Origin of the sequence: Pseudomonas sp. MWU12-3103b, assembly GCF_023100615.1 — a bacterium.
Classification (GTDB): Bacteria; Pseudomonadota; Gammaproteobacteria; order Pseudomonadales; family Pseudomonadaceae; genus Aquipseudomonas; species Aquipseudomonas putida_A.
In genome coordinates this window covers 87,250-106,863 of the sequence record NZ_JALMEY010000017.1, presented here as the reverse complement: position 1 = coordinate 106,863, position 19,614 = coordinate 87,250, and the positions used below count along the sequence as shown (strand labels likewise).

The 19,614-nt window shown below is 59.1% G+C and carries 29 protein-coding genes, 1 tRNA gene and 1 pseudogene; 22 read left to right on the top strand and 9 right to left on the bottom strand.

Annotation, left to right across the window (positions count from 1 at the left end):
* Positions 1–15: 15 nt before the first annotated feature.
* The 3 genes from M0808_RS23455 to M0808_RS23445 are packed head-to-tail and all read right to left on the bottom strand — an operon-like array spanning position 16 to position 1,336.
* A complete protein-coding gene (locus M0808_RS23455) occupies positions 16–786 on the bottom strand; it encodes a DnaT-like ssDNA-binding domain-containing protein (protein ID WP_247842571.1) in 771 nt (256 codons plus the stop codon).
* Between the two features lie 2 nt (positions 787–788).
* Complete coding sequence (locus M0808_RS23450; RefSeq protein WP_247842570.1) at positions 789–1,094, bottom strand: CII family transcriptional regulator; 306 nt, start codon at positions 1,092–1,094, stop codon at positions 789–791.
* A gap of 2 nt (positions 1,095–1,096) precedes the next feature.
* A complete protein-coding gene (locus tag M0808_RS23445; protein WP_095667543.1) occupies positions 1,097–1,336 on the bottom strand; it encodes a helix-turn-helix transcriptional regulator in 240 nt (79 codons plus the stop codon).
* Positions 1,337–1,451: 115 nt separating this feature from the next.
* On the opposite strand from M0808_RS23445, the gene M0808_RS23440 reads away from it, so the two are divergent.
* The 22 genes and pseudogenes from M0808_RS23440 (at position 1,452) to M0808_RS23345 (ending at position 13,958) form a co-directional block, all read left to right on the top strand.
* On the top strand, positions 1,452–2,087 hold the full coding sequence (locus M0808_RS23440) for an XRE family transcriptional regulator (RefSeq protein ID WP_247842569.1): 636 nt from the start codon (positions 1,452–1,454) through the stop codon (positions 2,085–2,087).
* Positions 2,088–2,100: 13 nt separating this feature from the next.
* Complete coding sequence (locus M0808_RS23435) at positions 2,101–2,358, top strand: hypothetical protein (protein ID WP_247842568.1); 258 nt, start codon at positions 2,101–2,103, stop codon at positions 2,356–2,358.
* Between the two features lie 738 nt (positions 2,359–3,096).
* Complete coding sequence (locus tag M0808_RS23430; RefSeq protein ID WP_247842567.1) at positions 3,097–3,384, top strand: hypothetical protein; 288 nt, start codon at positions 3,097–3,099, stop codon at positions 3,382–3,384.
* Complete coding sequence (locus tag M0808_RS23425) at positions 3,381–3,614, top strand: hypothetical protein (protein ID WP_247842566.1); 234 nt, start codon at positions 3,381–3,383, stop codon at positions 3,612–3,614. Before M0808_RS23430 ends, M0808_RS23425 begins: the two co-directional genes overlap by 4 nt.
* Complete coding sequence (locus M0808_RS28520) at positions 3,611–3,745, top strand: hypothetical protein (protein ID WP_257012249.1); 135 nt, start codon at positions 3,611–3,613, stop codon at positions 3,743–3,745. Before M0808_RS23425 ends, M0808_RS28520 begins: the two co-directional genes overlap by 4 nt.
* Entirely contained in the window at positions 3,742–4,197 is a 456-nt protein-coding gene (locus tag M0808_RS23420; RefSeq protein ID WP_247842565.1) for a hypothetical protein, read from the top strand. Before M0808_RS28520 ends, M0808_RS23420 begins: the two co-directional genes overlap by 4 nt.
* A gap of 124 nt (positions 4,198–4,321) precedes the next feature.
* Positions 4,322–4,861 (top strand): zinc-finger-containing protein, encoded by a 540-nt coding sequence (locus M0808_RS23415; RefSeq protein WP_247842564.1) that lies wholly within the window; start codon positions 4,322–4,324, stop codon positions 4,859–4,861.
* Positions 4,852–5,655, top strand: a complete 804-nt coding sequence (locus M0808_RS23410; protein ID WP_247842563.1) for a PD-(D/E)XK nuclease family protein — start codon at positions 4,852–4,854, stop codon at positions 5,653–5,655. The genes M0808_RS23415 and M0808_RS23410 overlap by 10 nt, the downstream gene beginning before the upstream one ends.
* 6 nt (positions 5,656–5,661) lie before the next feature.
* Complete coding sequence (locus M0808_RS23405; RefSeq protein WP_247842562.1) at positions 5,662–5,871, top strand: hypothetical protein; 210 nt, start codon at positions 5,662–5,664, stop codon at positions 5,869–5,871.
* Entirely contained in the window at positions 5,868–6,887 is a 1,020-nt protein-coding gene (locus tag M0808_RS23400; protein WP_247842561.1) for a recombinase RecT, read from the top strand. Before M0808_RS23405 ends, M0808_RS23400 begins: the two co-directional genes overlap by 4 nt.
* Before the next feature lie 5 nt (positions 6,888–6,892).
* Complete coding sequence (locus tag M0808_RS23395; protein WP_247842560.1) at positions 6,893–7,093, top strand: hypothetical protein; 201 nt, start codon at positions 6,893–6,895, stop codon at positions 7,091–7,093.
* A gap of 540 nt (positions 7,094–7,633) precedes the next feature.
* Positions 7,634–7,840: pseudogene (locus M0808_RS23390) on the top strand (DNA translocase FtsK); the annotation flags it as partial.
* A 321-nt stretch (positions 7,841–8,161) separates the two neighbouring features.
* Positions 8,162–9,916, top strand: coding sequence for an AAA family ATPase (locus tag M0808_RS23385; RefSeq protein ID WP_247842559.1), 1,755 nt, complete (start codon positions 8,162–8,164; stop codon positions 9,914–9,916).
* 61 nt (positions 9,917–9,977) lie between these two features.
* A complete protein-coding gene (locus M0808_RS23380; RefSeq protein ID WP_247842558.1) occupies positions 9,978–10,598 on the top strand; it encodes a 3'-5' exonuclease in 621 nt (206 codons plus the stop codon).
* Positions 10,595–10,717 carry a hypothetical protein gene (locus tag M0808_RS28515; RefSeq protein ID WP_282188372.1) on the top strand — a complete coding sequence of 41 codons (123 nt, stop codon included), beginning with the start codon at positions 10,595–10,597 and terminating at the stop codon, positions 10,715–10,717. The genes M0808_RS23380 and M0808_RS28515 overlap by 4 nt, the downstream gene beginning before the upstream one ends.
* Positions 10,714–11,052: a hypothetical protein gene (locus M0808_RS23375; RefSeq protein WP_247842557.1), complete on the top strand. Its 339-nt coding sequence runs from the start codon at positions 10,714–10,716 to the stop codon at positions 11,050–11,052. Before M0808_RS28515 ends, M0808_RS23375 begins: the two co-directional genes overlap by 4 nt.
* The gene (locus M0808_RS23370) at positions 11,052–11,654 is read left to right on the top strand and encodes a hypothetical protein (RefSeq protein ID WP_247842556.1); all 603 of its coding nucleotides are present in this window, start codon (positions 11,052–11,054) and stop codon (positions 11,652–11,654) included. Before M0808_RS23375 ends, M0808_RS23370 begins: the two co-directional genes overlap by 1 nt.
* Positions 11,651–12,319 (top strand): hypothetical protein, encoded by a 669-nt coding sequence (locus M0808_RS23365; protein WP_247842555.1) that lies wholly within the window; start codon positions 11,651–11,653, stop codon positions 12,317–12,319. Before M0808_RS23370 ends, M0808_RS23365 begins: the two co-directional genes overlap by 4 nt.
* Before the next feature lie 49 nt (positions 12,320–12,368).
* Positions 12,369–12,626 carry a hypothetical protein gene (locus M0808_RS23360; protein ID WP_247842554.1) on the top strand — a complete coding sequence of 86 codons (258 nt, stop codon included), beginning with the start codon at positions 12,369–12,371 and terminating at the stop codon, positions 12,624–12,626.
* Positions 12,623–12,784: a hypothetical protein gene (locus M0808_RS23355; RefSeq protein ID WP_247842553.1), complete on the top strand. Its 162-nt coding sequence runs from the start codon at positions 12,623–12,625 to the stop codon at positions 12,782–12,784. The genes M0808_RS23360 and M0808_RS23355 overlap by 4 nt, the downstream gene beginning before the upstream one ends.
* 53 nt (positions 12,785–12,837) lie before the next feature.
* Entirely contained in the window at positions 12,838–13,707 is an 870-nt protein-coding gene (locus M0808_RS23350; RefSeq protein WP_247842552.1) for a hypothetical protein, read from the top strand.
* Positions 13,704–13,958, top strand: a complete 255-nt coding sequence (locus M0808_RS23345; protein WP_247842551.1) for an AlpA family transcriptional regulator — start codon at positions 13,704–13,706, stop codon at positions 13,956–13,958. The genes M0808_RS23350 and M0808_RS23345 overlap by 4 nt, the downstream gene beginning before the upstream one ends.
* Here M0808_RS23345 and M0808_RS23340 read toward each other — a convergent pair.
* The 6 genes from M0808_RS23340 to rbfA form a co-directional block, all read right to left on the bottom strand.
* Positions 13,928–15,160: an integrase arm-type DNA-binding domain-containing protein gene (locus M0808_RS23340; RefSeq protein ID WP_247842550.1), complete on the bottom strand. Its 1,233-nt coding sequence runs from the start codon at positions 15,158–15,160 to the stop codon at positions 13,928–13,930. The two genes, M0808_RS23345 and M0808_RS23340, sit on opposite strands and share 31 nt — an antisense overlap.
* 163 nt (positions 15,161–15,323) lie before the next feature.
* A tRNA-Thr gene (locus tag M0808_RS23335) sits at positions 15,324–15,399 on the bottom strand.
* A gap of 129 nt (positions 15,400–15,528) precedes the next feature.
* A complete protein-coding gene (gene pnp / locus M0808_RS23330) occupies positions 15,529–17,634 on the bottom strand; it encodes a polyribonucleotide nucleotidyltransferase (protein WP_007961443.1) in 2,106 nt (701 codons plus the stop codon).
* A gap of 193 nt (positions 17,635–17,827) precedes the next feature.
* Positions 17,828–18,097 carry a 30S ribosomal protein S15 gene (rpsO, locus tag M0808_RS23325; RefSeq protein WP_003221553.1) on the bottom strand — a complete coding sequence of 90 codons (270 nt, stop codon included), beginning with the start codon at positions 18,095–18,097 and terminating at the stop codon, positions 17,828–17,830.
* 115 nt (positions 18,098–18,212) lie between these two features.
* Positions 18,213–19,130 carry a tRNA pseudouridine(55) synthase TruB gene (truB, locus tag M0808_RS23320; protein WP_024011571.1) on the bottom strand — a complete coding sequence of 306 codons (918 nt, stop codon included), beginning with the start codon at positions 19,128–19,130 and terminating at the stop codon, positions 18,213–18,215.
* Positions 19,131–19,134: 4 nt separating this feature from the next.
* Positions 19,135–19,533 (bottom strand): 30S ribosome-binding factor RbfA, encoded by a 399-nt coding sequence (gene rbfA, locus M0808_RS23315; RefSeq protein WP_047597925.1) that lies wholly within the window; start codon positions 19,531–19,533, stop codon positions 19,135–19,137.
* Positions 19,534–19,614: the final 81 nt, after the last annotated feature.

Genomic DNA, 19,614 nt, shown 5'->3' with positions numbered 1-19,614 from the left:
TTCTCCGGTACCGGCTCACCAATTGGGGTCGGTGAGGATGTCGTGAGCGTTGCGCGTGCGGCGTTGATCAGTTCGTCCACCGGTTTCATGGGATAACCCCCTTGCTTGTTGGGTGCGGGCTTGACGTTTCAGTTGCTGGGCGAGCGCGTGCTCCCACTGAGCCTGTGTCTTCAGGTCATCGGGTCGGCTGATCCAGTACGAGCGGAATTCGAGAAGTTGGTCGGCTTCGAAGGTCTGGCCGGCCATGCCGTTGCGAAACAGAACGGCGGTGAACGTCTTGGGGTCTGGCTCCCAAGCGTCGTGCAGCGAAAATTTCGTCTGCGCGGTATGTGTGTGTATGTCTTTACTCTTATCTGTATCTAATCTGTCGTGACTTTCCGTGACAGCTTGTGACGTGTCATTTCCAGCATTTCCTGCTTGTGCGTTTCTTTCACGTTCGCGCTGTGCACGTTTGCGCTCAGCTGCCGATTTGGCCCCTGTTTCAGGGTTACCTGCGTCCTCACGCTTGGGCTGCCGCCCTTCCCAACCAGTCAGCTTGTCGCCATCCAAAACGCGACTCTGCATGGCAGAAAAAACAGCCTCGACCTGTTCGTCTGTCACGTCCAAAGCGGACGCAATGTCCTCTTTCGTGACTGTCACGTGACCGCGCGTGACATTTCGTGACGCATCAACAAGCAGGTGCACATACATCGCCTGGACGAGCGCAATCGGCTGGCCGGAGACGCGGGCAATTGTTCGCCATTTCGGGTCATTGGGCATGTCATGCCAGAGCCTGAGCCAGTCCATGGTCAGTCTTCCTCGAGCTGGTCGACGTGCTGCACATGCTCCATCCAGCGCTTGGCCTGGTGAAAGATCGCCTCGATATCGCGCTGGTTGAAGCAACGCATTTCATTGGGAACGATCTTCAGGTCGAGCACCGCCAGGATCTGGGCGAACTGCTCGAACTTCTCTGGCTTCATGCGACTGATGGTTGCTTCGTCGCAACCGACTGCAAGCGCCACAGGCCCGTTGCCGATCGATGCAAGCCGCTGCATTAGAACTGCGTAGTTCTTGCGGGCCCTTACGGTCTGCTCTTGGTTCAATGGGCTGGACATGATTAGGCGGCCTCTTCTCCGGATGCGGGAAACCGCTCCGGATAGAGGATGTGGATTTCGGTGATTTCACCGCCGAACACCTTGCTCAGGTTCTCCGCAAGAGCTGCGGATGCACGCTGAACACCGCGCTCGACGCGGGAAAGGTTGCCGGAATCGACGGCATCACCGAGCTGCGCAAGACGGGCCGAAACATCGGCCAACGTCCATTTCTTTGCGAGTCGGGCACGTTTTAAGGGGGTCATGGCAAGTCGCCTTGAGTGGAAGACGAGTTGATTTTGCGCATTGCGCAAATTAAGTGCAAGCCAAATTTGCGCATGGCGCTTTGCGCGGGACGCAACAGACAAAGAGAATTGCCAGATGGATATAGGTCAGATCATCAGAACCGCGCGGAAGGCCAAAGGCTGGACGCTCGACGAACTTGCGCACCAGGTCGAAACCGACGCTGGCAATCTTTCACGGCTGGAGCGCGGCAAGCAGTTTGCGAGTAAGGAGCTGCTTGGGCGAATCATGAAAGTTCTAGGAATTGAACTGTCCCAGGCGCAAGACGCCGGGATGTCGAACGTGCAGATGGCCCTGCAACCAAGCCGGGAGCCTAAGGAATATCCGTTGGTGAGCTGGGTTATTGCTGGTGAGTGGGCGGAGTCCTGCGACAATTTCCACCCGGGCGATGCTGACGAATGGATTGCCTCAACAGAAAATGCCGGAGAGCACGGCTTTTGGCTCACGGTGCGCGGCGACTCGATGACCTGCGCCGGCAATCCAAGCTTCCCGGAGGGTTCGCGCATCCTGGTGATGCCAGAGGCCGAGCTGATCAGCGGCAAGTATTACGTGGTGAAGATGATGGACAGCGGCGAAAGCACCTTTAAGCAGTACATCGAAGATGCTGGGCTGAAATACCTGCGCCCACTGAACCCTGGCTACCGTACCATCCAGATCAACGGCGAATGCAAGTTCATTGGCCGAGTGATCGACACCAAAATGACCGGCCTTTAACCAGGTACCCACCATGCCCGCCATCATCACCCGAGACTCTGCCACCGGCGCCACGTTCGCTTGCGGTCTGCTGCTGATTGCCTTCGCGGGCGGGTCTTACCTGCTTTTTGATTGGGCGCAGGCCGGGATGCTGTTCTGCGTCGGAATGGCCGTTTGCTTCATCACCTGCATAATTTCCGCCCTGCTCGGCGAGAAGGCCTCGCGCAGCGATATCGCCACAATGGCCGTTGCAGCGGCTTTCTTCATCTGGCTGATCGTCCACAACTTGTAACTCCCGCCATCCCGTAAATCAGCCCGCCAATGAGCGGGCTTTTTTTCGTCTGCTGTTTTTGCAAATTTGCGCTTGACGCAAATTAAACTTTGCGCATAATGCAATCCATGTGTTGCGCATTGCGCAAATTCGAAACCAGGCGAAAGCCAGCGCTCTTTAGTTTCACCGCTTCACCCTTGCCGGATAACCACCGGCGGATTCAAAGGCAAGCGATGGACCGGCCTCAACGGTTCAGAGGGGTGGCAACTGCCCTGGGTGTGCAGCGCAAAGCACCGAATCAGTTTTCCAGCGGACAGGGTCGCGGCTGGAGAGAAGGAAACACCGGAATTTTTCACTGATGCACCTGGCGACGGGTGCATTGGGAAAACAACCGGAGATATACCATGCTCCTGATCATCCTGATCGGCGCAGCGCTTGCGCATGTGCGTCCAGAACCGCCCTGCTCTATCGCGCTGCCAACCGATCCGCAACGTGCACACCGTGAGCGATGGCGATGTACCGCCGGGGTCGCCGCGTTCTGGCGCTGAACGATCCCGCCCAAAACAACCGGAACTCATTGAGCGACACCAGCAAGCTGCATCTGAGCAATACCGAAAAGCCCCTCCCGTCCAGTTGGGGCTTTTCTTTTCCCGACACAAACCCGAATGCACTCACCCCGCGCCCAACGGCAACCAGCGGAGCGAACGAGTGCATCCGAGTTTTGTTGGATCAACACCCGCCACCACGGAGGCGAACGCCATGACGTACGAAGTGATTGTTGAATGGTTTGTGCTGCAGGTCGAGGTGACTCACTGCGAGAACATCCAGCCTTGTTTCAATGCCTGGAACAGCGACTGGGACTTTTACGGAAGCCGGGAGCTGGAGTTCAAGGTTCTGTCGGGCAACACCTACGACAACGACGGCGTTCGCATGAGCGTTACCAGCGAAGAGCTGAGGGTGTTCGGCAAGCAGTACGCCAAACAGATTGAGACGGCGCTGTGGGTTGAGATTGATGCCCAGCAGCGCCGGTCACGGTGGGCAGCATGAGCCGCGCACACGACACCGCGCTGGGAATGATCGATTCGCGGTTTGCCCTGCTGCGCGCTGGCGACTCGTCGGCGCAACTGCATGCCGAAACCAGCATGGCCATCGAAATGGCTCACGCCTTGGGCGCGATCGATATCAAAGAGCACCGCCACTACGTGACCCGTCTGGATCGCATCTATCAGACGCAGGCAGAAGCGTTCCTCACCGATATTCGGAGGTCAGCACCGTGACGATCACCGCCAAGAACTGCAAGGAACTCGCAAAAGCCCTGAATCTTCGGGGCTTTTTTTTGGTTACCGATTTGCCGCCGTTCACCCGCATCGAGATCCGGCGCGGTGAAATCGTGGTGCGCATGCCATGACCCTTGCGCAGAAAGTCCTCATGGCTCTTGCTGCTCACGAACTCTCACTGCAACGGATCAAGTCCCTGACTGCAGAGATTGGGCTGCACCTTGGTCGGTGTGAGAACCGGTTTGATCTGATAGGACCAAAGCCTGCCAACCCATATCCAGAGCTTGGCGACCTTCCTTGGCCGAACGGTAGCGAAGAGCATTGGCGAATCCTGTATGACGAAAAAGGTCAGCGCAGAACGCATATGTGGGAGGCGTTCAGGTCTTGGTCAGATGAAGAAGACCGGGGCCTAAATGACGATGAGGTTTCGGCTTACCTGCTTAGGCAAGGCTGTGTCCACTGCACTCGGGCTTGGTATTTCGTCAGGGAGCGCAAGAAGGAACGCCGAGACTTGGGCAACTTTCGGCGCTCACTGCGCGCCTTGGGCAAATCAGCCATCAAGGCGCTGGACTCGTTGCCATGACCACCAACCAGCGCTACCGGCGCCGCGCGATCCGCGCCATCTCGGCCGCTGTCGGCCTGACCTTCCTCACCATTGTCCTGCTGGCGCCTGCGCTCGGCGGACTGATCACTCAGTAGGTAACACAATGACGATCGATCCTCGGGCGAACGCCCCCGAGCGTATTGCTGCGCCGGAACCGCTGCCACACGTCAGCCGCCGCGCACTCAAACGCGTAAAAAACCCGCTGCCAGTTCCCACCATCTGCCGCTATTGCGCTGGATGCGTCGAGCTTGTCAGCAACTCTGAAATCTACAACGGCCGAACTTACGGTGATTGGCCATATGCCTACCTCTGCTCTGACTGCAAAGCCTACGTCGGCCTGCACCCGGACACGGATATCCCGCTGGGAACCTTGGCGGACGCGCAATTGCGTAAGGATCGGAACGCAGCCAAAGGCGCATTCCATCGCGTTAAAGAAAAGCGTGGTTTCAGTCGCTCCCTGGCTTACCAGTGGCTGGCAGGAAAAATGGCCATTGAGGTTGGCGAATGTCACTTCGGCTGGTTCGACCATAGTGCCTGCGCAAAGGCCTTAGCTATTTGCACTGAAGATCTCGCGGCCACTCCCGGCAACACCAATGCCTGGGTCGAAGCCTTCAAAAACGTGAGGAAAATCACATGGCCGTAACAACCGTGCGCGCATCTTCATGGGGTTCGCTTTTCGACTGCGCCTTCAAGTGGGAGTGGATTCACTTGTTGGGCCACCGGTCGCCGGGTAGCCCGCGCTCGCAACTCGGCACCGCGATTCACGCCGGCACCGCGGCGTTCGATTCGGCCAGGATCAATGGCAGCAACCTGTCGGCCTTCGACACCGCCGAGATGTTCGTGCACACGCTGCGCAACCCGGATTACGACGTTGACTGGCGCGGTTCGGATATAACCCTGGCGCAGGCCGAGTCGATCGGCCTGCAACTGCACACCAAATACTGCAACGAAATCAGCCCGCGTTATGAGTTCGTGGCGGTGGAGCGCACGGCCACGCCGCTGGAAATCGATTGTGGTGGCGGCGTCATTGTCCGCCTGACTGGCCAACTCGACCGGGCGCGGATCTGCAAGACCGGCACCGGCAAAGGCATTGCCGACGTGAAGTCGGGCCGGGTCGCTGCATCCGATGGCAAGGCCAAGACCAAAGGCCACGCCGCGCAGATCGGCACCTACGAAATTCTCGAAGAACACACTACCGGCGAGCCATGCACCGCACCGGCTCACATCATCGGCCTGAAGACCGGTGGCAAGCCGGAAACGGGTATCGGCGAGATTCGCAACGCACGCCAGATGATGGTCGGCACCGAAGAATTCCCCGGCCTGATCCAGATCGGCGCCGACATGTTCCGCACTGGCCTGTTCCCCCCTAACCCACAGAGTTTTCTGTGCAGCGCACGCTACTGCCCGCGCTGGTCCTCCTGCCCTTACCACGAGTAATTGCCCATGAAAGCGCAAGACATGTTCATTCGCCTGGTGGATCCCACCGGAAAGCACGGCACCGTTATCAACTCCCATCGAGTCTGGGACCGGGAGCGGTTCTACGAATCGCAGGTGAAGCAACATGAAGACCCGAAAAAGAAGATCGAGGATCGCCGTCTGGTCTCGGTCGCCACTGAAGCCGAATACATCGAATCGCGGAAGGTGAATAAATGAGCCAGACCACTCTGGCGGCAATGCAGACCAGCGCTGTTGCCGCACCCAAAAACGACGCACCAATGTCTCTGTTGACTGGCGCCGGATTCGATCAGATCCAACGCGTTGCCAAAGCCCTGGCCGGTTCGACCCTGGTGCCCGTCCAGTACCGCGCGTTCACCGAGGTAAAGGAATACGGCAAGGTCGTCGGCCACCAGCCGAACGGCGCCGGCCTTCCAAACTGCATCGTAGCCATGAACATGGCGCAGCGCATGGGTGCTGACCCACTTATGGTCATGCAGAACCTTCATGTGATTGAAGGGCGTCCGAGCTGGTCAAGCCAGTTCGTCATCGCTGCGCTCAACAGTTGTGGACGCTTCAGCCCGCTGCGTTTCGAGTTGAGCAAGCCAGGCAAGACAGAAGAACTGACATACAGCGCAACATTCTGGAAGGACGGGAAGAAGGTAACTGAGCAACGAAAGGCCACCGTAAAGCACAGAACCTGCATTGCTTGGACCGTAGAGCGAGGGGTGAACATTCCTCAGTTTACCCCTGAAGAGCTGCGAAAAAACACACAGCTGGAGCTCTGCAGGCAATACGGCGTTCCAGTAATTGAGGGCCCAGAGATTTCGATTCAGATGGCAATCGATGAGGGCTGGCTTACAAAAAACGGCAGCAAGTGGCTGACGATGCCCGAGGTTATGTTGCGCTATCGCGCCGCCAGCATGCTGGGACGCCTGTATGCCCCGGAACTGCTGATGGGCCTGCAAACCCGAGAAGAGGTCGAGGATTTCATTGAGGCGACCCCTGACGGTGCTGGCAATTACACGGTCGACGTCAACGACCTACGCAACAGGGAGCCCGAGCCGCCATCAGTTGTGGACAGCGATGATGATCTGGCCGACGAAAATGCATCAGATTCGCCGGAAACTGCAACAGAAACGGCAAAAACTGCAACAAATCAGGCCGAAACCGTTACAGAAACCGATGAAACCGACACCAAACCCGCCGATACCGGCGACCTGCAGTTCGAGTAACCGCAATGGCTACTCAATCGGTCATCGAGATTTACGACCGCGTCGAGGAATTCCAAGCCCTGTTAGCCGCCGCTGAGCTTCACGCCAGCGGCGCCTGGGAGCTGGAATTTACCGAGAGCCTGCGGGCCAACTTCAAGCGCTACGGCGCGCACACCCACCTGAGTCCGACACAAAAGTCGAAGCTCGAACGCATTGCGAAAGCCTGAGGACACCCCATGAAACCTGAACATAAGGCAATCATTGAGCGCGCCAAGATGGCGGACGTTCCGCCGTCCTACATTGCGCACGAACTGCTGGTGCACGACCTGGTTGAAGCCGGTCTGTTTGAGCTGAAGAACCTGCACTCGCCCTACAGCAAACTGAACGAAGGCCAGCAGCAGGAAGTGATTGATCGCCTCACCGAAGCGGCTGAAAAAGCCGTGCATAACGCGATTGCAATCATCAGCTCGCGCAACGTCTCGACCATCGAAGTCACGATGAAAGAGGTCAAGTTCAACTCCAAGCAGCTAACCTTGACGTCGATCGTCGACGCGAAAGACCCGAACCGGCACGACCTAATCGACAGCGCCGGCCGCCTCTGCCTGCTGGTGATGGCGCCAGACGACTATGCCGAAGGCCTGGACTTCATCCAACCTGACCGCGATCAGCCTGATTTGCCGCTGCACGTCAGCAATTTGACCGGCAGCCTTTTCGGCGGCGGTGCCGGGCCGGATGAACCGGACGGCGAACAACTTCCCGACCACGACGGTGAAGGTGAGGACCCGCTTTACGCCGAGGCCGTCAGTTTCGTGATCACCACCCGCCGCCCCAGCGTCAGCGCTCTTCAGCGTGCGCTGAAGATTGGCTACAACCGCGCCGCTCGCCTCATTGAAGCCATGGAAACCCAGGGCATCGTCACCGAGGTGAACACCAACGGCGGTCGCGAGGTGATCGCACCTGCTCCTGAGTTCGACGAGGTCGAGGTCGAGGGCGCCGCTGAGGATCGGAACTTTGGTTTGGTTGACGCCGGACATCCGGATGACTTCCACACCAGAAAAGAGTTCGGCGACTTCAGCTACGAAGACGCCGCCCAGCTGGTCGTGCTGCACGCCAAGACGGTCGATGTCGCCTACCTGCAACGCCGCCTCGAAATCGACAGCGATCAGGCCACCACCCTGCTGCTGCGCCTCGTCGACAACGCCGTGATCGAACTCGAAACCGAGGGCGAAACGTCCCTCGAAAACACCTACAAGGTCATCGCCGAGTTGGCGAACCTCGACCTGGAGTAACCCACCATGCGCCTGAACCACCTGTTCGTTGAAAACTTCCAAGGTCTGCACGCGTGCAACCTGGACCTGTCCGCACCTATCACCCTGGTCAGCGGCCCGAACGGCGCCGGCAAGTCCAGCCTTCAGGAAGCGATCAACCTGGCGCTGGGAGGTCAGGCGCGTGTTTCGCTGAAGAAGGACTACCAGTTGCTGGTGACCGAGGGCCAGAAAAAGGCCCAGATCATCGTCAGCCATGACGACGTTGCCAGCAGCTACATGCTGCCCGCCGGCAAGGGCGACCACACACTGGCGACCGGCGACGAATACCTGCCCTACGTGCTGACGCCCGGGCTGTTCGCCAGCCTGAAAGACGTCGAGCGCCGCAAAATGCTGTTCGCTCTGACCAAATCCAGCAGCAAGCCGCAAGTTGTGGTCGACAAGCTGCTGGCCAAGGGCGCAAACGCGGACAAGATCGAAAAAATCAAACCATTGCTGCTGAGCGGTTTCGCCGCTGCTCAAGACCAGGCCAAGACCTACGCCGCTGAAAGCCGCGGTGCCTGGAAGGGCTTGACCGGTGAGGCTTACGGCGACGTCAAGGCTGAAGGCTGGACGGTTGATATCCAGCCACTGCCGGACGACGCACCGGAGCTGACTGCCGATGATTTGGCAGCCGCTCAGGCTGATCTGACCAAAGCGGCCACCGAAATCGAGAAAGGCACTCAACACCTGGGCGGCCTGAACGCCAAACGCGACGCGGCAACCAAGCTGGATGAACGCCGCGCTGCGCTGGAAGCGGTTTATCTGGAACTGAACCGCCGCAAGAATAAGCTCGAAGCCACCAACAAAGAGCTGGAGCCGTGGAAGGAAAAGGTCAGCACCGCCGAACAGCAGGTGCAGGCCTTCAGCGGCGAAAGCCCATGCGAATGCCCATCCTGTGGCACAAAGCTCAAGATCGTCGGCAAGGTGCTGGAACTGTTCAAGGGCAAGGCTGCGGACGCCGGCAAGCTGGCAACTGCCCAAGCCGAACTGAAGAAGGCGAACGACGCTTACAACCTGCTCGCCCGCACTCAGGTCAACGACCAGAAGGCCGTGGACGAATCGGAACAGGCCGGCCGTGATCTTCAGGCGCTTACCGACACCATGGAAGAGCCTGTAACTGACGCGATGATCAAGCGCGTCGAGGACGCCATTCAGGTACAGCGCAACCTGCGCGACGCCGCCAAGGCCAAGGTAGAAGCGATCAGCGAACGTCTCGACCTGCTGGCCAGCGCCGAGCAGAAAGCTATTGATGCTGGCAAACACCACGCCGACGTCAAGGAGTGGTCGGCCATCACCGACCTGCTGTCTCCCGACGGCATCCCGGCCGAGATCCTGGCCGGCGCATTGAAGCCGTTCAACGAAAGCCTGTCCAAGTCGTCCGGCCTGTCTGGCTGGAAGAAGGTGCAGATCGGCGCCGATATGAACATCACCGCCGGCCGCCGGCTGTACACGCTGCTGTCGGAGTCGGAACGGTGGCGCGTTGACTGCCTGCTGGCCCTGGCCATCGCCGAGCATTCTGGACTGCGCTTCCTGATCCTCGATCGCTTCGACGTCCTCGACCTGCCCGGGCGCGGCCAACTGCTCGGCATGCTGAAGGCCATGGCCAGCGCCGGCACCATCGACAGCGCCATTGTCTGCGGCACGCTCAAGGCGCCCCCGGCCAAGCTTCCGCCTGAAATAAACGCCGTCTGGATCGAAAACGGCGTAGCAGCCGGTACCGAGCAACTACAGAAAGCCAGTTGAGCCAACCCATCGCAATACCACAGGCGCCTACGGGCGCCTTCTTTTCGCCTGGAGAAAACCAATGTCCGACCGTACCGATTTGATTTGCTTTTTTGATACCGAAACCACCGGCTTGCCGCGCTTCAAAGATCCGAGTGAGGATCCGCGCCAGCCCCATCTGGTGGACATCTGTGCGCTGCTCTACACGCCTGAAGGCGAGCTGGTCGATTCGTTCGAAGCGATGATCCGACCTGATGGCTGGGAGATTCCAAACGAGGTCGCGGTTATCCACGGCATCACCACTGAAATGGCGCTTGAGCATGGAATTCCCGAGGCAGAAGCGCTCGCCGGGTTCTTCGGCATTCACGACCGTGCCGCGCTGCGCGTTGCCCACAACATCGGTTTTGACGACCGCATCATGCGCATCGCGATCAAGCGCTACATGGACGACTTCGCGGCCGAGGCCTACAAGGCCGGCCCCGGTTACTGCACCTGCCAGAGCAGCAAGAACCTGGTGAAGTGCCCGCCAACCGAGAAGATGATCCGCGCCGGCTTTGGGCGCCAATACAAGCAGCCCACCGTTGCCGAGGCCCTGCTGCACTTCACTGGCGAAGAGCTGGTGGGCGGCCACCGCGCGCGGCCCGACACCGAGGCCTGCGCCCGCATCTACTTCGCCATGAACCCGCCTGCTCAGGTGGCTTGAACAACAGCACCACCCTACTGCTGGCTGCCGCCGGCGAAACCTTCATGCTCAACAGCATGCCGATCTGGGTACGCCCTGTGGCTGTCGGTCTGAGCGTTTCTCAGCAGGTAACCCCATGAACTCAATCGCACAACAGGCGCTCGCCAGCGCCTTGGGCAAGGCTCTGTCCGCTCCCACAGGCAAAACCCAGCAAACACGGGCCACGGCAGAGGGAAAAGGCGCGTTTGGCCCCGTCCCGCTCCCACAGCTGAACATCGTCGGACCGATCAACCGCGTCATGGAACTGGAGGGCAAGCGGTATGCCCTTGAGTTCGTTCGGGCGCTGGGATCGTCCATCCGGCGCAAGCCAATCCGTGAAAAGGCGGTTGCCGATCTGACCAGGTACGCCGCGCAGCAGCCGGCCAGCGTGGCGAGCGGCGTAAAGATCGTCATCGATGTGTTGAAGGGGGCGTGATGAACAGACCAGCGTACGGAACACCCGAATACGAAGAGCAGTGCCGCATCAACCGCAACTGTTACAACGTCACCGACTGGGGCAAAGAGCGGATCGCCAAGATCATCTGCATGGATGACCGTAATGCACGGGTGAGAGCTTTCAACGACATGACCAACTACCTGTCGAACCTGCACCTGATGTTGCGTGATGTCGGCGCCGGCGGCCACGTTCACTTTTGCAACCACTGCGGAAAACCTGAACAGGCTCAGTACCAAGAGCCAGTTGCTGCAAAGCTCAAGGCCAATGGTCTTTGCCACCGCTGTGACTTCTGGCACGACAAGCGTACCGCCTACAACGCTCAGCAGCGTAAAGGCCGCATGCTGGTGATGAGTGGCTGGGTTTACGGCGACAGCGGCGACCAACCCAACGGCAACAAAAGCTGGCTCGGGTTCGGCGGTTCACGCTGGTACCTGTACCAGATCACCACCGGCAAGTTATGGACCACGAACAATCTGTTCAGCGCCGGCGATATCCCCGCCGATTTCTTGGCTGGCATGCCGGACAACGCCGTGTCGCTCACGAAAGAACAGTTCGAACTGGCACAGGCGGGCAGAACATGAGCCAGCAATCAGATATCCAGATCATTGATGTCATCGCGCGCACCGTGCCCTACAGCCAGCATACCCACTACTACGTGGTTGTCGATCGACTCCCGGCCTTTGTGTATCGCCGTGGCGAGGAAGAGGTTTGGCACAGCTACCGCAAGCAGCGCCGCTTGATGGCCCACGACAGTGGGTTTTATTCGTTCATGGTCGAGCGCCCAGGTACACGCGATGCGTTCGCCGGCCGCAAGTTCACTATCGCCCTCGATGACGGCGGCACCCTTGAATGCGACGGCCAGGTCTGGGACGAGTTCGACCCATCGCCGCCGGAGCCTGTGGTGCAGGTAGGTGTGGGAACCCTTGAGTCCTTGGAAAAGTGCTACGTCTTTTTCGGCGGACAGATCTCGGCCGCCAAACTTCAGGCGTGGCTTGATGCAAACCAACCGAGCAGCCGGTACCACAAGTACAACCCGCAGTACACCATTGAATGGCTGGACCAGCGAGCAGCAGAGAACACCGCAGGCTGGGGCGAGCGCTGCGTGTCTGCCGCCCGTGCCCGCAAGCTGAAAAAGCGCGGAGTAACCATCCGGTGGCGTGGCGTCAGTCGTACCTGGTACCCGTGGTACGAACGCAGAAAAGCACAGCTACTGGCCGAGCTGGCTGCTGATGGGGTGGCGCCATGATCATCGCCAGCCTGTTCATGCTTCAGCACATCTACCGAGGGCCGTGGCGATGACCGGACTTCGACGAACTCTGCACGGACTGAAGACCAAAGGAACTTTGGCAAAGTGGCGCGCCGAACAAGGGCAGCGGCTCGTACGCATCTGGTCGGATGAATGGCAATGCTACTGGCGGGCGAACGGCTGTGGATACACCACCGATGTGTCAGAAGCTGGGATCTACACCTTCGACGAAGCGGTGAAGTTCTCCGGCCATTGCAGCCACGAAAAAGGGATCGTCTATCACTTCCTGCCGGAGCCGACACCGTGACCAGCACAGGCAAGCTCAGCGCCGGCGTGATGGAGTTCACCGCACGCTGCGACAAGTGCAACAGACCCCGCCACGTCGGCAACCACGACAAATGCAGCAAGGCCCGACAGCGCGAGCATGCCGCGCGGGAGAACGACCGTGACCAACCAACTACTTGAATACGGCCTGTGCCTGCTGGCGCTGGCCCAACTCTTTTGCTGAGGCCTTTGTGATGAGCACCCAATTCAAGCGCGAAGAGCGCTATATCGTGGTCAAGTTGAAACACCTGGCCGCGCAGCAACGGGCACCACTGGTGAACTTCCTGCTGACCAATGGCATTCCGAAAGTTGACTGTGCGGTGGTGGAGGCCGACTGGCCGGAATACGAGCCTGTCTGGCAAATGATAGAGCGGCGCATGACCGGGCAGCCCGCAGTTACAGCCGCTGAGGAACTGGAGGCTGTGCAGCATTGGCGCGGCAAACACGCCCAAGCGATCCGCGAGCGTGACGCCCTGCAGCAATTGCTGAACGAACGCGATGAGCAGCTCGACTCCGATTCTGCCGCTGCGGCTTTACGAACCCTGATCGGCATGGGCTATTCGTACAACGGCGGCCAGCTTTGGAAGCCTCCGCTTGGAAAAGCCCCTGATTTCAATCTTGTCGGCGGCCTGCGTACGCGTATCGCTGACCTGGAGAGCGGGAGAAGTGAGCCGGTACTGATCCAAGCGGTCGCAGTGACACGCGATGATGACGATGAAGGGTTGCGACTTGAATGGCTTCTTGAGGGCGGCATTTCGGAATTGGAGTTTGCTGGACAAGTTCTCTTCGCTATGCCGGAAGCCAATGACCTGTGCGATGAAAACGGGAGCGCTGAGATTTACACCGCCCCGCCAGCGCCGGTCGCAGTGGTGCTGAATGAAAACGCTGAATTCGAGGCGTGGCGGGAAGCGCAGATAGCCTCGCTGATTCGTACGGGCTACCACGAAGCAGCCAAAGCCTTTCGCGATCTAGGATCTGTTCAATGGTCGGGATGGCAAGCCCGCGCCTGCCTCGAAGCCACCGCCGCGCTGAACAACAAACCTTCGACTGAGGTGAATCCATGAACGCCGAACGCCAAGACCTGCCAGAAGAGCAGGTCGAATTCATCCGCCTGCCCGAGGTGAAGAAACTCGTAGGCCTGGGCACCACCAAGATTTACACCATGGCCGCCGAAGGCCTGTTCCCGAAACAGGTGCCGCTGGGCGGCCGCTCCGTGGGCTGGATCAAGTCCGAGGTTCTGCAATGGAACCATGCCCAGATCGCCGCCGCGCGTGGCACACCGGATCAGGCTTCGGCCTCCAGCGCGTCCAAGTAATCAGCCCAGTCCTGCATCATCCCCCTCCGTTGTTCCACATATTCCGCATGGTTGTAGGTCTTCCTGACCTTGCTTGAGCTGGCGTGCGAAAGCTGTGCCTCGATCCAGTCCTCGTTGTAACCCATCTCGTTCAAGGCCGTTGAAATCGTGGCGCGGATCCCGTGCCCGGTCAGTTGGTCGTCATATCCCATGCGCCGCAATGCATTGTTGACCGTGTTGTCGCTGAGTGGTCTGGTCGGTTCATTCCGGCCGGCGATCAGCAGCTTGTAGCAGCCGGTCAACTTATGCACCTTGCGCACCTCTTCGACCGCCTGCCGCGACAGCGGAACCAGATACGGCGGTATCTCGTCCCCACCCTTGCTACGAATCACCTTCCTCAATTGCTTTACCGTATCCGGCGGGATCGTCCACAGCGCGTTATCCAGGTCGAACTGGCTGATGGTCGCCTGACGCACCTCGCCGGTACGCACCCCCGTTAGCAACAGTATTCGGATCGCACTCTTCACATACCCGGCCGTGCCCTTGAACGCCCGTAGGTCATGCAGGAACTTTTTCAGCTGGTGCTGGCGCAACATTGGGTTGTGCTTCACCGGCGGCTCTTTGGCGGCCACGATGTCGAGGTCAGACGCTGGATTCATTTCCAGATAGCCAGACGCAATGCCATACCGGAATATCTCATTCAGCCAGGCGCGACACTTGCGCGCCGAGTTCAGTGAACCGCGATCCTCGATCCGGCGCAGCGCGGTCAGTACATCACCGCGCCGAACGTCGGCTATCGGGATTTTGCCCAGCACCGGGATCAGATCCTTGTCCAGGTAAAAGCGCGACTGATAGGCCGAGCCCTTTTTCGACTCAGCAACCCGAGGCGACTTGAATTTGTGCCAGTCGTTGGCGACCACTTCGAACGTCTTGACGGCGTTGCCGGCGGCGACGCGCTTTTCCTCGCGCCGCTGCGATCGAGGATCTATGCCCTTGGCCACAAGCGACCGGGCTTGGTCACGCAGTTCGCGGGCTTCTTTCAGTGTGATTTCGGGGTAAGTGCCCAGCGACATGCGCGGCTGCTTGCCGTGCCAGGAGAACCTGAAGTGCCAGGACTTGGTGCCATTGCTGGCAATGAATAGGGAAAGGCCGCTGCCATCCGTGATCGTGAAGTCTTTGTCGGCCGGCTTGGCCTGTCGTACAGCGGTATCCGTGAGGGGCATTTAGTACATCACCTAGTCACTCGAATTAACGTGTGCTGGATGATGTACTAAAAATGCGCGGCACGCAGCGAAAGAATGCGAAAGACCGCGAAAGAAGAAGGCCAATATCTGCGGCCTGATTTTGGAGGGTGTGAAAGTCGCCGAACATCAGCGAAAGTAGATTTGGTGCCCGAGACAGGAATCGAACCTGCGACCTTCGCGTTACGAGTGCGCTGCTCTACCGGCTGAGCTACACGGGCGGTGGGCTAAACCTAGCACCGGTCTTGAAGTCCGGCAACTTCAAAGCCTGTCCCGGTATTTCGCAGACAAAAAAATGCCCCGCCGTTTTCACGGCGGGGCATTTTCATTGCGCTAAAGCTGTGGGCTGATTAAACGCCCGAAGCCTTGGCCGCTGCCACGTCTTTGATGGACAGCTTGATACGGCCGCGGTTGTCCACGTCCAGTACCAGCACTTCCACTTCCTGGCCTTCTTTCAGGATGTCGGTGACTTTCTCTACGCGAGCGTCGCTCAGCATCGAGATGTGCACCAGACCGTCCTTGCCCGGCAGGATGTTGACGAATGCGCCGAAGTCGACGATGCGTTCAACCTTGCCGACGTAGATCTTGCCGATCTCGGCTTCTGCAGTGATGCTCAGAACGCGCTGACGAGCAGCCTCTGCGGCATCCTTGGTTTCGCCGAAGATCTTGATCGAGCCGTCGTCTTCGATGTCGATCGAAGCCTTGGTTTCTTCGCAGATCGCACGGATGGTCGCGCCACCTTTACCGATAACGTCACGGATCTTGTCGGTGTCGATCTTCATCGCGATCATGGTCGGAGCGTTGGCCGACAGTTCGGTACGCGACTGGCCGATGATCTGGTTCATCTGGCCGAGGATGTTCAGGCGCGCTTCCAGGGCTTGGCCCAGAGCGATTTCCATGATCTCTTCGGTGATGCCCTTGATCTTGATGTCCATCTGCAGCGCGGTAACGCCTTTGGCGGTACCGGCTACTTTGAAGTCCATGTCGCCCAGGTGGTCTTCGTCACCCAGGATGTCGGTCAGGACGGCGAACTTCTCGCCTTCTTTAACCAGACCCATGGCGATACCGGCAACCGGTGCCTTCATTGGCACACCAGCGTCCATCAGGGCCAGGGAAGCGCCGCAAACGGAAGCCATCGAGCTCGAACCGTTGGATTCGGTGATTTCCGAAACCACACGGATGGTGTACGGGAACACGTCAGCGGCCGGCAGCATGGCCGAAACGGAGCGACGGGCCAGACGGCCGTGACCGATTTCACGACGACCAGCGCCCCCCATGCGACCACACTCGCCCACCGAGAACGGAGGGAAGTTGTAGTGCAGCATGAACGGGTCTTTTTTCTCGCCTTCCAGGGTGTCCAGCAGCTGTGCGTCGCGGGCAGTACCCAGCGTCGCGACTACCAGAGCCTGGGTTTCGCCACGGGTGAACAGCGCCGAACCGTGAGTCTTAGGCAGAACGCCGACTTCGATGTTCAGCGGACGTACGGTGCGGGTGTCGCGGCCGTCGATACGTGGCTTGCCGTTAACGATGTTTTCGCGAACGGTGCGGTATTCGATTTCGCCGAAAGCGGCTTTGACGTCAGCAGCAGAAGGCTGGCCTTCTTCGCCGGACAGCTTGGCAACGACCTGGTCTTTCAGCTCGCCCAGACGTGCGTAGCGGTCAGCCTTGACGGTGATGGTGTAAGCCTGGGAGATCGCTTCGCCGAACTCGGCACGGATCGCGCCCAGCAGTTCGGTGGCTTCTGGAGCAGGAGCCCAGGTCCAGGTTGGCTTGGCAGCTTCAGCGGCCAGTTCTTTGACGGCGTTGATCACCACCTGGAACTCGTCGTGAGCAAACAGTACCGCGCCCAGCATCTGGTCTTCGGTCAGCTCTTTGGCTTCCGATTCAACCATCAGTACGGCGTCGGAGGTGCCGGCAACGACCATGTCCAGGCTCGAAGCAGCTTGCTGCTCGTAGGTCGGGTTCAGCAGGTAGCCGGTGCTTTCGTGGAAAGCGACGCGAGCGGCGCCGATCGGGCCGTCGAACGGAATGCCCGAGATGGCCAGGGCAGCCGAGGTACCGATCATCGCAGCGATGTCCGGATCGGTCTTCTTGCTGGTGGAAACGACGGTGCAGACAACCTGCACTTCGTTCATGAAGCCTTCCGGGAACAGCGGACGGATCGGACGGTCGATCAGTCGGGAAGTCAGGGTTTCTTTCTCGGAAGGACGGCCTTCACGCTTGAAGAAACCGCCAGGGATCTTACCGGCAGCGTAAGTCTTTTCCTGGTAGTGAACGGACAGAGGGAAGAAGCCCTTGCCTGGATCGGCTTGCTTGGCACCGACTACGGTCACCAATACGCTGACGTCGTCGTCAACGGTGACCAATACTGCGCCGGAGGCCTGACGGGCGATACGGCCAGTCTCGAGGGTAACGGTCGACTGACCGAACTGGAATTTTTTGATTACCGGGTTCACGGTGTCCTACCTTCTTTGTGGCTCTTGGGGGAACTGGTTTCTTGCGAAATTCTTGGGCAATGTCGGGAATCGGCCCGCTGACTGTCCGGGTAAAACGGTAGTGCAGATAAAACTTGAGGCTGGGAGCCTGCCAGCCACCAGCGGAAAACCGCTGATGCCTGACAGACAACCAACCTCATAGCGCAATCGCTGATTAGCGACGCAGACCCAGGCGGCCGATCAGAGCGCTGTAACGGCTCAGATCTTTGCCTTTCAGGTAATCCAGCAGCTTACGACGCTGGTTTACCATGCGGATCAGACCACGACGGGAGTGGTGGTCTTTACCGTTGGCCTTGAAGTGACCTTGCAGTTTGTTGATGTTGGCGGTCAGCAGTGCAACTTGCACTTCTGGCGAACCAGTATCACCAACAGCTTGCTGGTAGTCGGCAACGATTTGAGCTTTTTCTTGAACGTCGAGAGCCATGAGGCAATCCTTTTATCAGGAAACTGTTTCAAAAACAGTTTCAACAGGCCAGGGACAAATCCCTGTATCTATAAATGAGTAGTGACCGTGCCTGTTAACAGCCACACTCGTTCGGTCATTCTGACCGAATCAGTCGACGCGGCGCGATGCGCCCGTCTTCGCTCACTTCACCGATACCGATGAAGCGACCATTGTGATCCTGTACCCGTACCATGCCGAACTTCGGAGCATCCGGGGCGCGTACCGGCTGGCCGTTGAGCCAGTAGAACGCACTCGCTTCGGAGAAGTGCAGCAGCGGCCAATCCTGCAGGCCGCTGTCCGATGGCATCAGGAAGCGGTCGACCGCTTCGTTGCCGCCTTCGGCATGTACCGCTTCCAGCTCTTCGAGGGTCACGGTCTGCGCCAGGGTGAAAGGCCCGGCCTGGGTACGACGCAGTTCTGCGACGTACGCACCACAACCGAGTTGCTCACCGATATCCTCCACCAGGGTGCGGATATAGGTGCCCTTGCTGCAATCCACCGCAAGACGCGCAGTATCGCCTTCGAAGGCCAGCAATTCCAAGCGCGCAATAGTAACAGAACGCGGTTCGCGCTCCACTACTTCGCCTGCACGGGCCAGCTTGTACAGCGGCTGACCGTCACGCTTGAGTGCCGAGTACATCGGCGGTATCTGACTGATTTGCCCACGAAATTTCGGCAGAACCGCTTCGACATCGGCGCGACCAACGGTCACCGGGCGCTCCTGCAAAACCTCACCCTCGGCGTCCGCCGTGGTAGTGGTCTTGCCCAGTTGCGCCAGGGTTTCGTAACCCTTGTCGGAATCGAGCAGGTACTGCGAGAACTTCGTTGCCTCGCCAAAGCACAGCGGCAATACACCGGTGGCCAGCGGGTCGAGACTGCCGGTGTGACCGGCCTTCTCGGCGTTGAGCAACCAGCGAACCTTCTGCAACGCGGCGTTGGAGGTGAACCCCAGCGGCTTGTCGAGCAGGATGATACCGCTGACATTACGACGGATACGTTTGACCTGAGCCACCGAATTACTCCTTGGTGTCTTCAGGTGCAGCGACCACGTGCTGATTGTCCTCAGCCACGGCGCGCTCGATCAGGGCCGACAGATGCGCGCCACGCACGACGCTTTCGTCGTAGTGGAAGTGCAATTGCGGCACGCTGCGCAGCTTCATTTCACGGGCCAGCTGCATGCGCAGGAAACCTGCGGCAGCGTTGAGCACCTTGATGCTTTGCGCGATGTCTTCGGCGTTGTCCTGCCCCATCACGGTGATGAAGATCTTCGCGTGACCGACGTCACGGCTGACTTCCACAGCGGTAATGGTGACCAGGCCGACGCGCGGGTCTTTGACTTCACGACGGATCAGCTGGGCCAGCTCACGCTGCATCTGATCGCCGATACGTTGGGTACGGCTGTATTCTTTTGCCATGATTTTGTTACCTGTTACTGCCCCACGGTGAAACCCGCAAGGTCTGAAAGCGGCAAACGCCCGGCCTGACAAAAGCCAGAC

Bases quoted from the DNA above. Each gene is read 5' to 3' on its own strand.
- M0808_RS23455 (WP_247842571.1), bottom strand. From the start codon at position 786: ATGGACTGGCTCAGGCTCTGGCATGACATGCCCAATGACCCGAAATGG.
- M0808_RS23400 (WP_247842561.1), top strand. From the start codon at position 5,868: ATGAGCCAGACCACTCTGGCGGCAATGCAGACCAGCGCTGTTGCCGCA.
- M0808_RS23445 (WP_095667543.1), bottom strand. From the start codon at position 1,336: ATGACCCCCTTAAAACGTGCCCGACTCGCAAAGAAATGGACGTTGGCC.
- M0808_RS23415 (WP_247842564.1), top strand. From the start codon at position 4,322: ATGACGATCGATCCTCGGGCGAACGCCCCCGAGCGTATTGCTGCGCCG.
- M0808_RS23385 (WP_247842559.1), top strand. From the start codon at position 8,162: ATGCGCCTGAACCACCTGTTCGTTGAAAACTTCCAAGGTCTGCACGCG.
- M0808_RS23405 (WP_247842562.1), top strand. From the start codon at position 5,662: ATGAAAGCGCAAGACATGTTCATTCGCCTGGTGGATCCCACCGGAAAG.
- M0808_RS23365 (WP_247842555.1), top strand. From the start codon at position 11,651: ATGAGCCAGCAATCAGATATCCAGATCATTGATGTCATCGCGCGCACC.
- M0808_RS23345 (WP_247842551.1), top strand. From the start codon at position 13,704: ATGAACGCCGAACGCCAAGACCTGCCAGAAGAGCAGGTCGAATTCATC.
- M0808_RS23350 (WP_247842552.1), top strand. From the start codon at position 12,838: ATGAGCACCCAATTCAAGCGCGAAGAGCGCTATATCGTGGTCAAGTTG.
- M0808_RS23395 (WP_247842560.1), top strand. From the start codon at position 6,893: ATGGCTACTCAATCGGTCATCGAGATTTACGACCGCGTCGAGGAATTC.
- M0808_RS23360 (WP_247842554.1), top strand. From the start codon at position 12,369: ATGACCGGACTTCGACGAACTCTGCACGGACTGAAGACCAAAGGAACT.
- M0808_RS23430 (WP_247842567.1), top strand. From the start codon at position 3,097: ATGACGTACGAAGTGATTGTTGAATGGTTTGTGCTGCAGGTCGAGGTG.
- M0808_RS23340 (WP_247842550.1), bottom strand. From the start codon at position 15,160: ATGCCCCTCACGGATACCGCTGTACGACAGGCCAAGCCGGCCGACAAA.
- M0808_RS23450 (WP_247842570.1), bottom strand. From the start codon at position 1,094: ATGTCCAGCCCATTGAACCAAGAGCAGACCGTAAGGGCCCGCAAGAAC.
- M0808_RS23380 (WP_247842558.1), top strand. From the start codon at position 9,978: ATGTCCGACCGTACCGATTTGATTTGCTTTTTTGATACCGAAACCACC.
- M0808_RS23420 (WP_247842565.1), top strand. From the start codon at position 3,742: ATGACCCTTGCGCAGAAAGTCCTCATGGCTCTTGCTGCTCACGAACTC.
- M0808_RS23440 (WP_247842569.1), top strand. From the start codon at position 1,452: ATGGATATAGGTCAGATCATCAGAACCGCGCGGAAGGCCAAAGGCTGG.
- rbfA (WP_047597925.1), bottom strand. From the start codon at position 19,533: ATGGCAAAAGAATACAGCCGTACCCAACGTATCGGCGATCAGATGCAG.
- M0808_RS23435 (WP_247842568.1), top strand. From the start codon at position 2,101: ATGCCCGCCATCATCACCCGAGACTCTGCCACCGGCGCCACGTTCGCT.
- M0808_RS23370 (WP_247842556.1), top strand. From the start codon at position 11,052: ATGAACAGACCAGCGTACGGAACACCCGAATACGAAGAGCAGTGCCGC.
- M0808_RS23375 (WP_247842557.1), top strand. From the start codon at position 10,714: ATGAACTCAATCGCACAACAGGCGCTCGCCAGCGCCTTGGGCAAGGCT.
- rpsO (WP_003221553.1), bottom strand. From the start codon at position 18,097: ATGGCTCTCGACGTTCAAGAAAAAGCTCAAATCGTTGCCGACTACCAG.
- M0808_RS23425 (WP_247842566.1), top strand. From the start codon at position 3,381: ATGAGCCGCGCACACGACACCGCGCTGGGAATGATCGATTCGCGGTTT.
- M0808_RS23410 (WP_247842563.1), top strand. From the start codon at position 4,852: ATGGCCGTAACAACCGTGCGCGCATCTTCATGGGGTTCGCTTTTCGAC.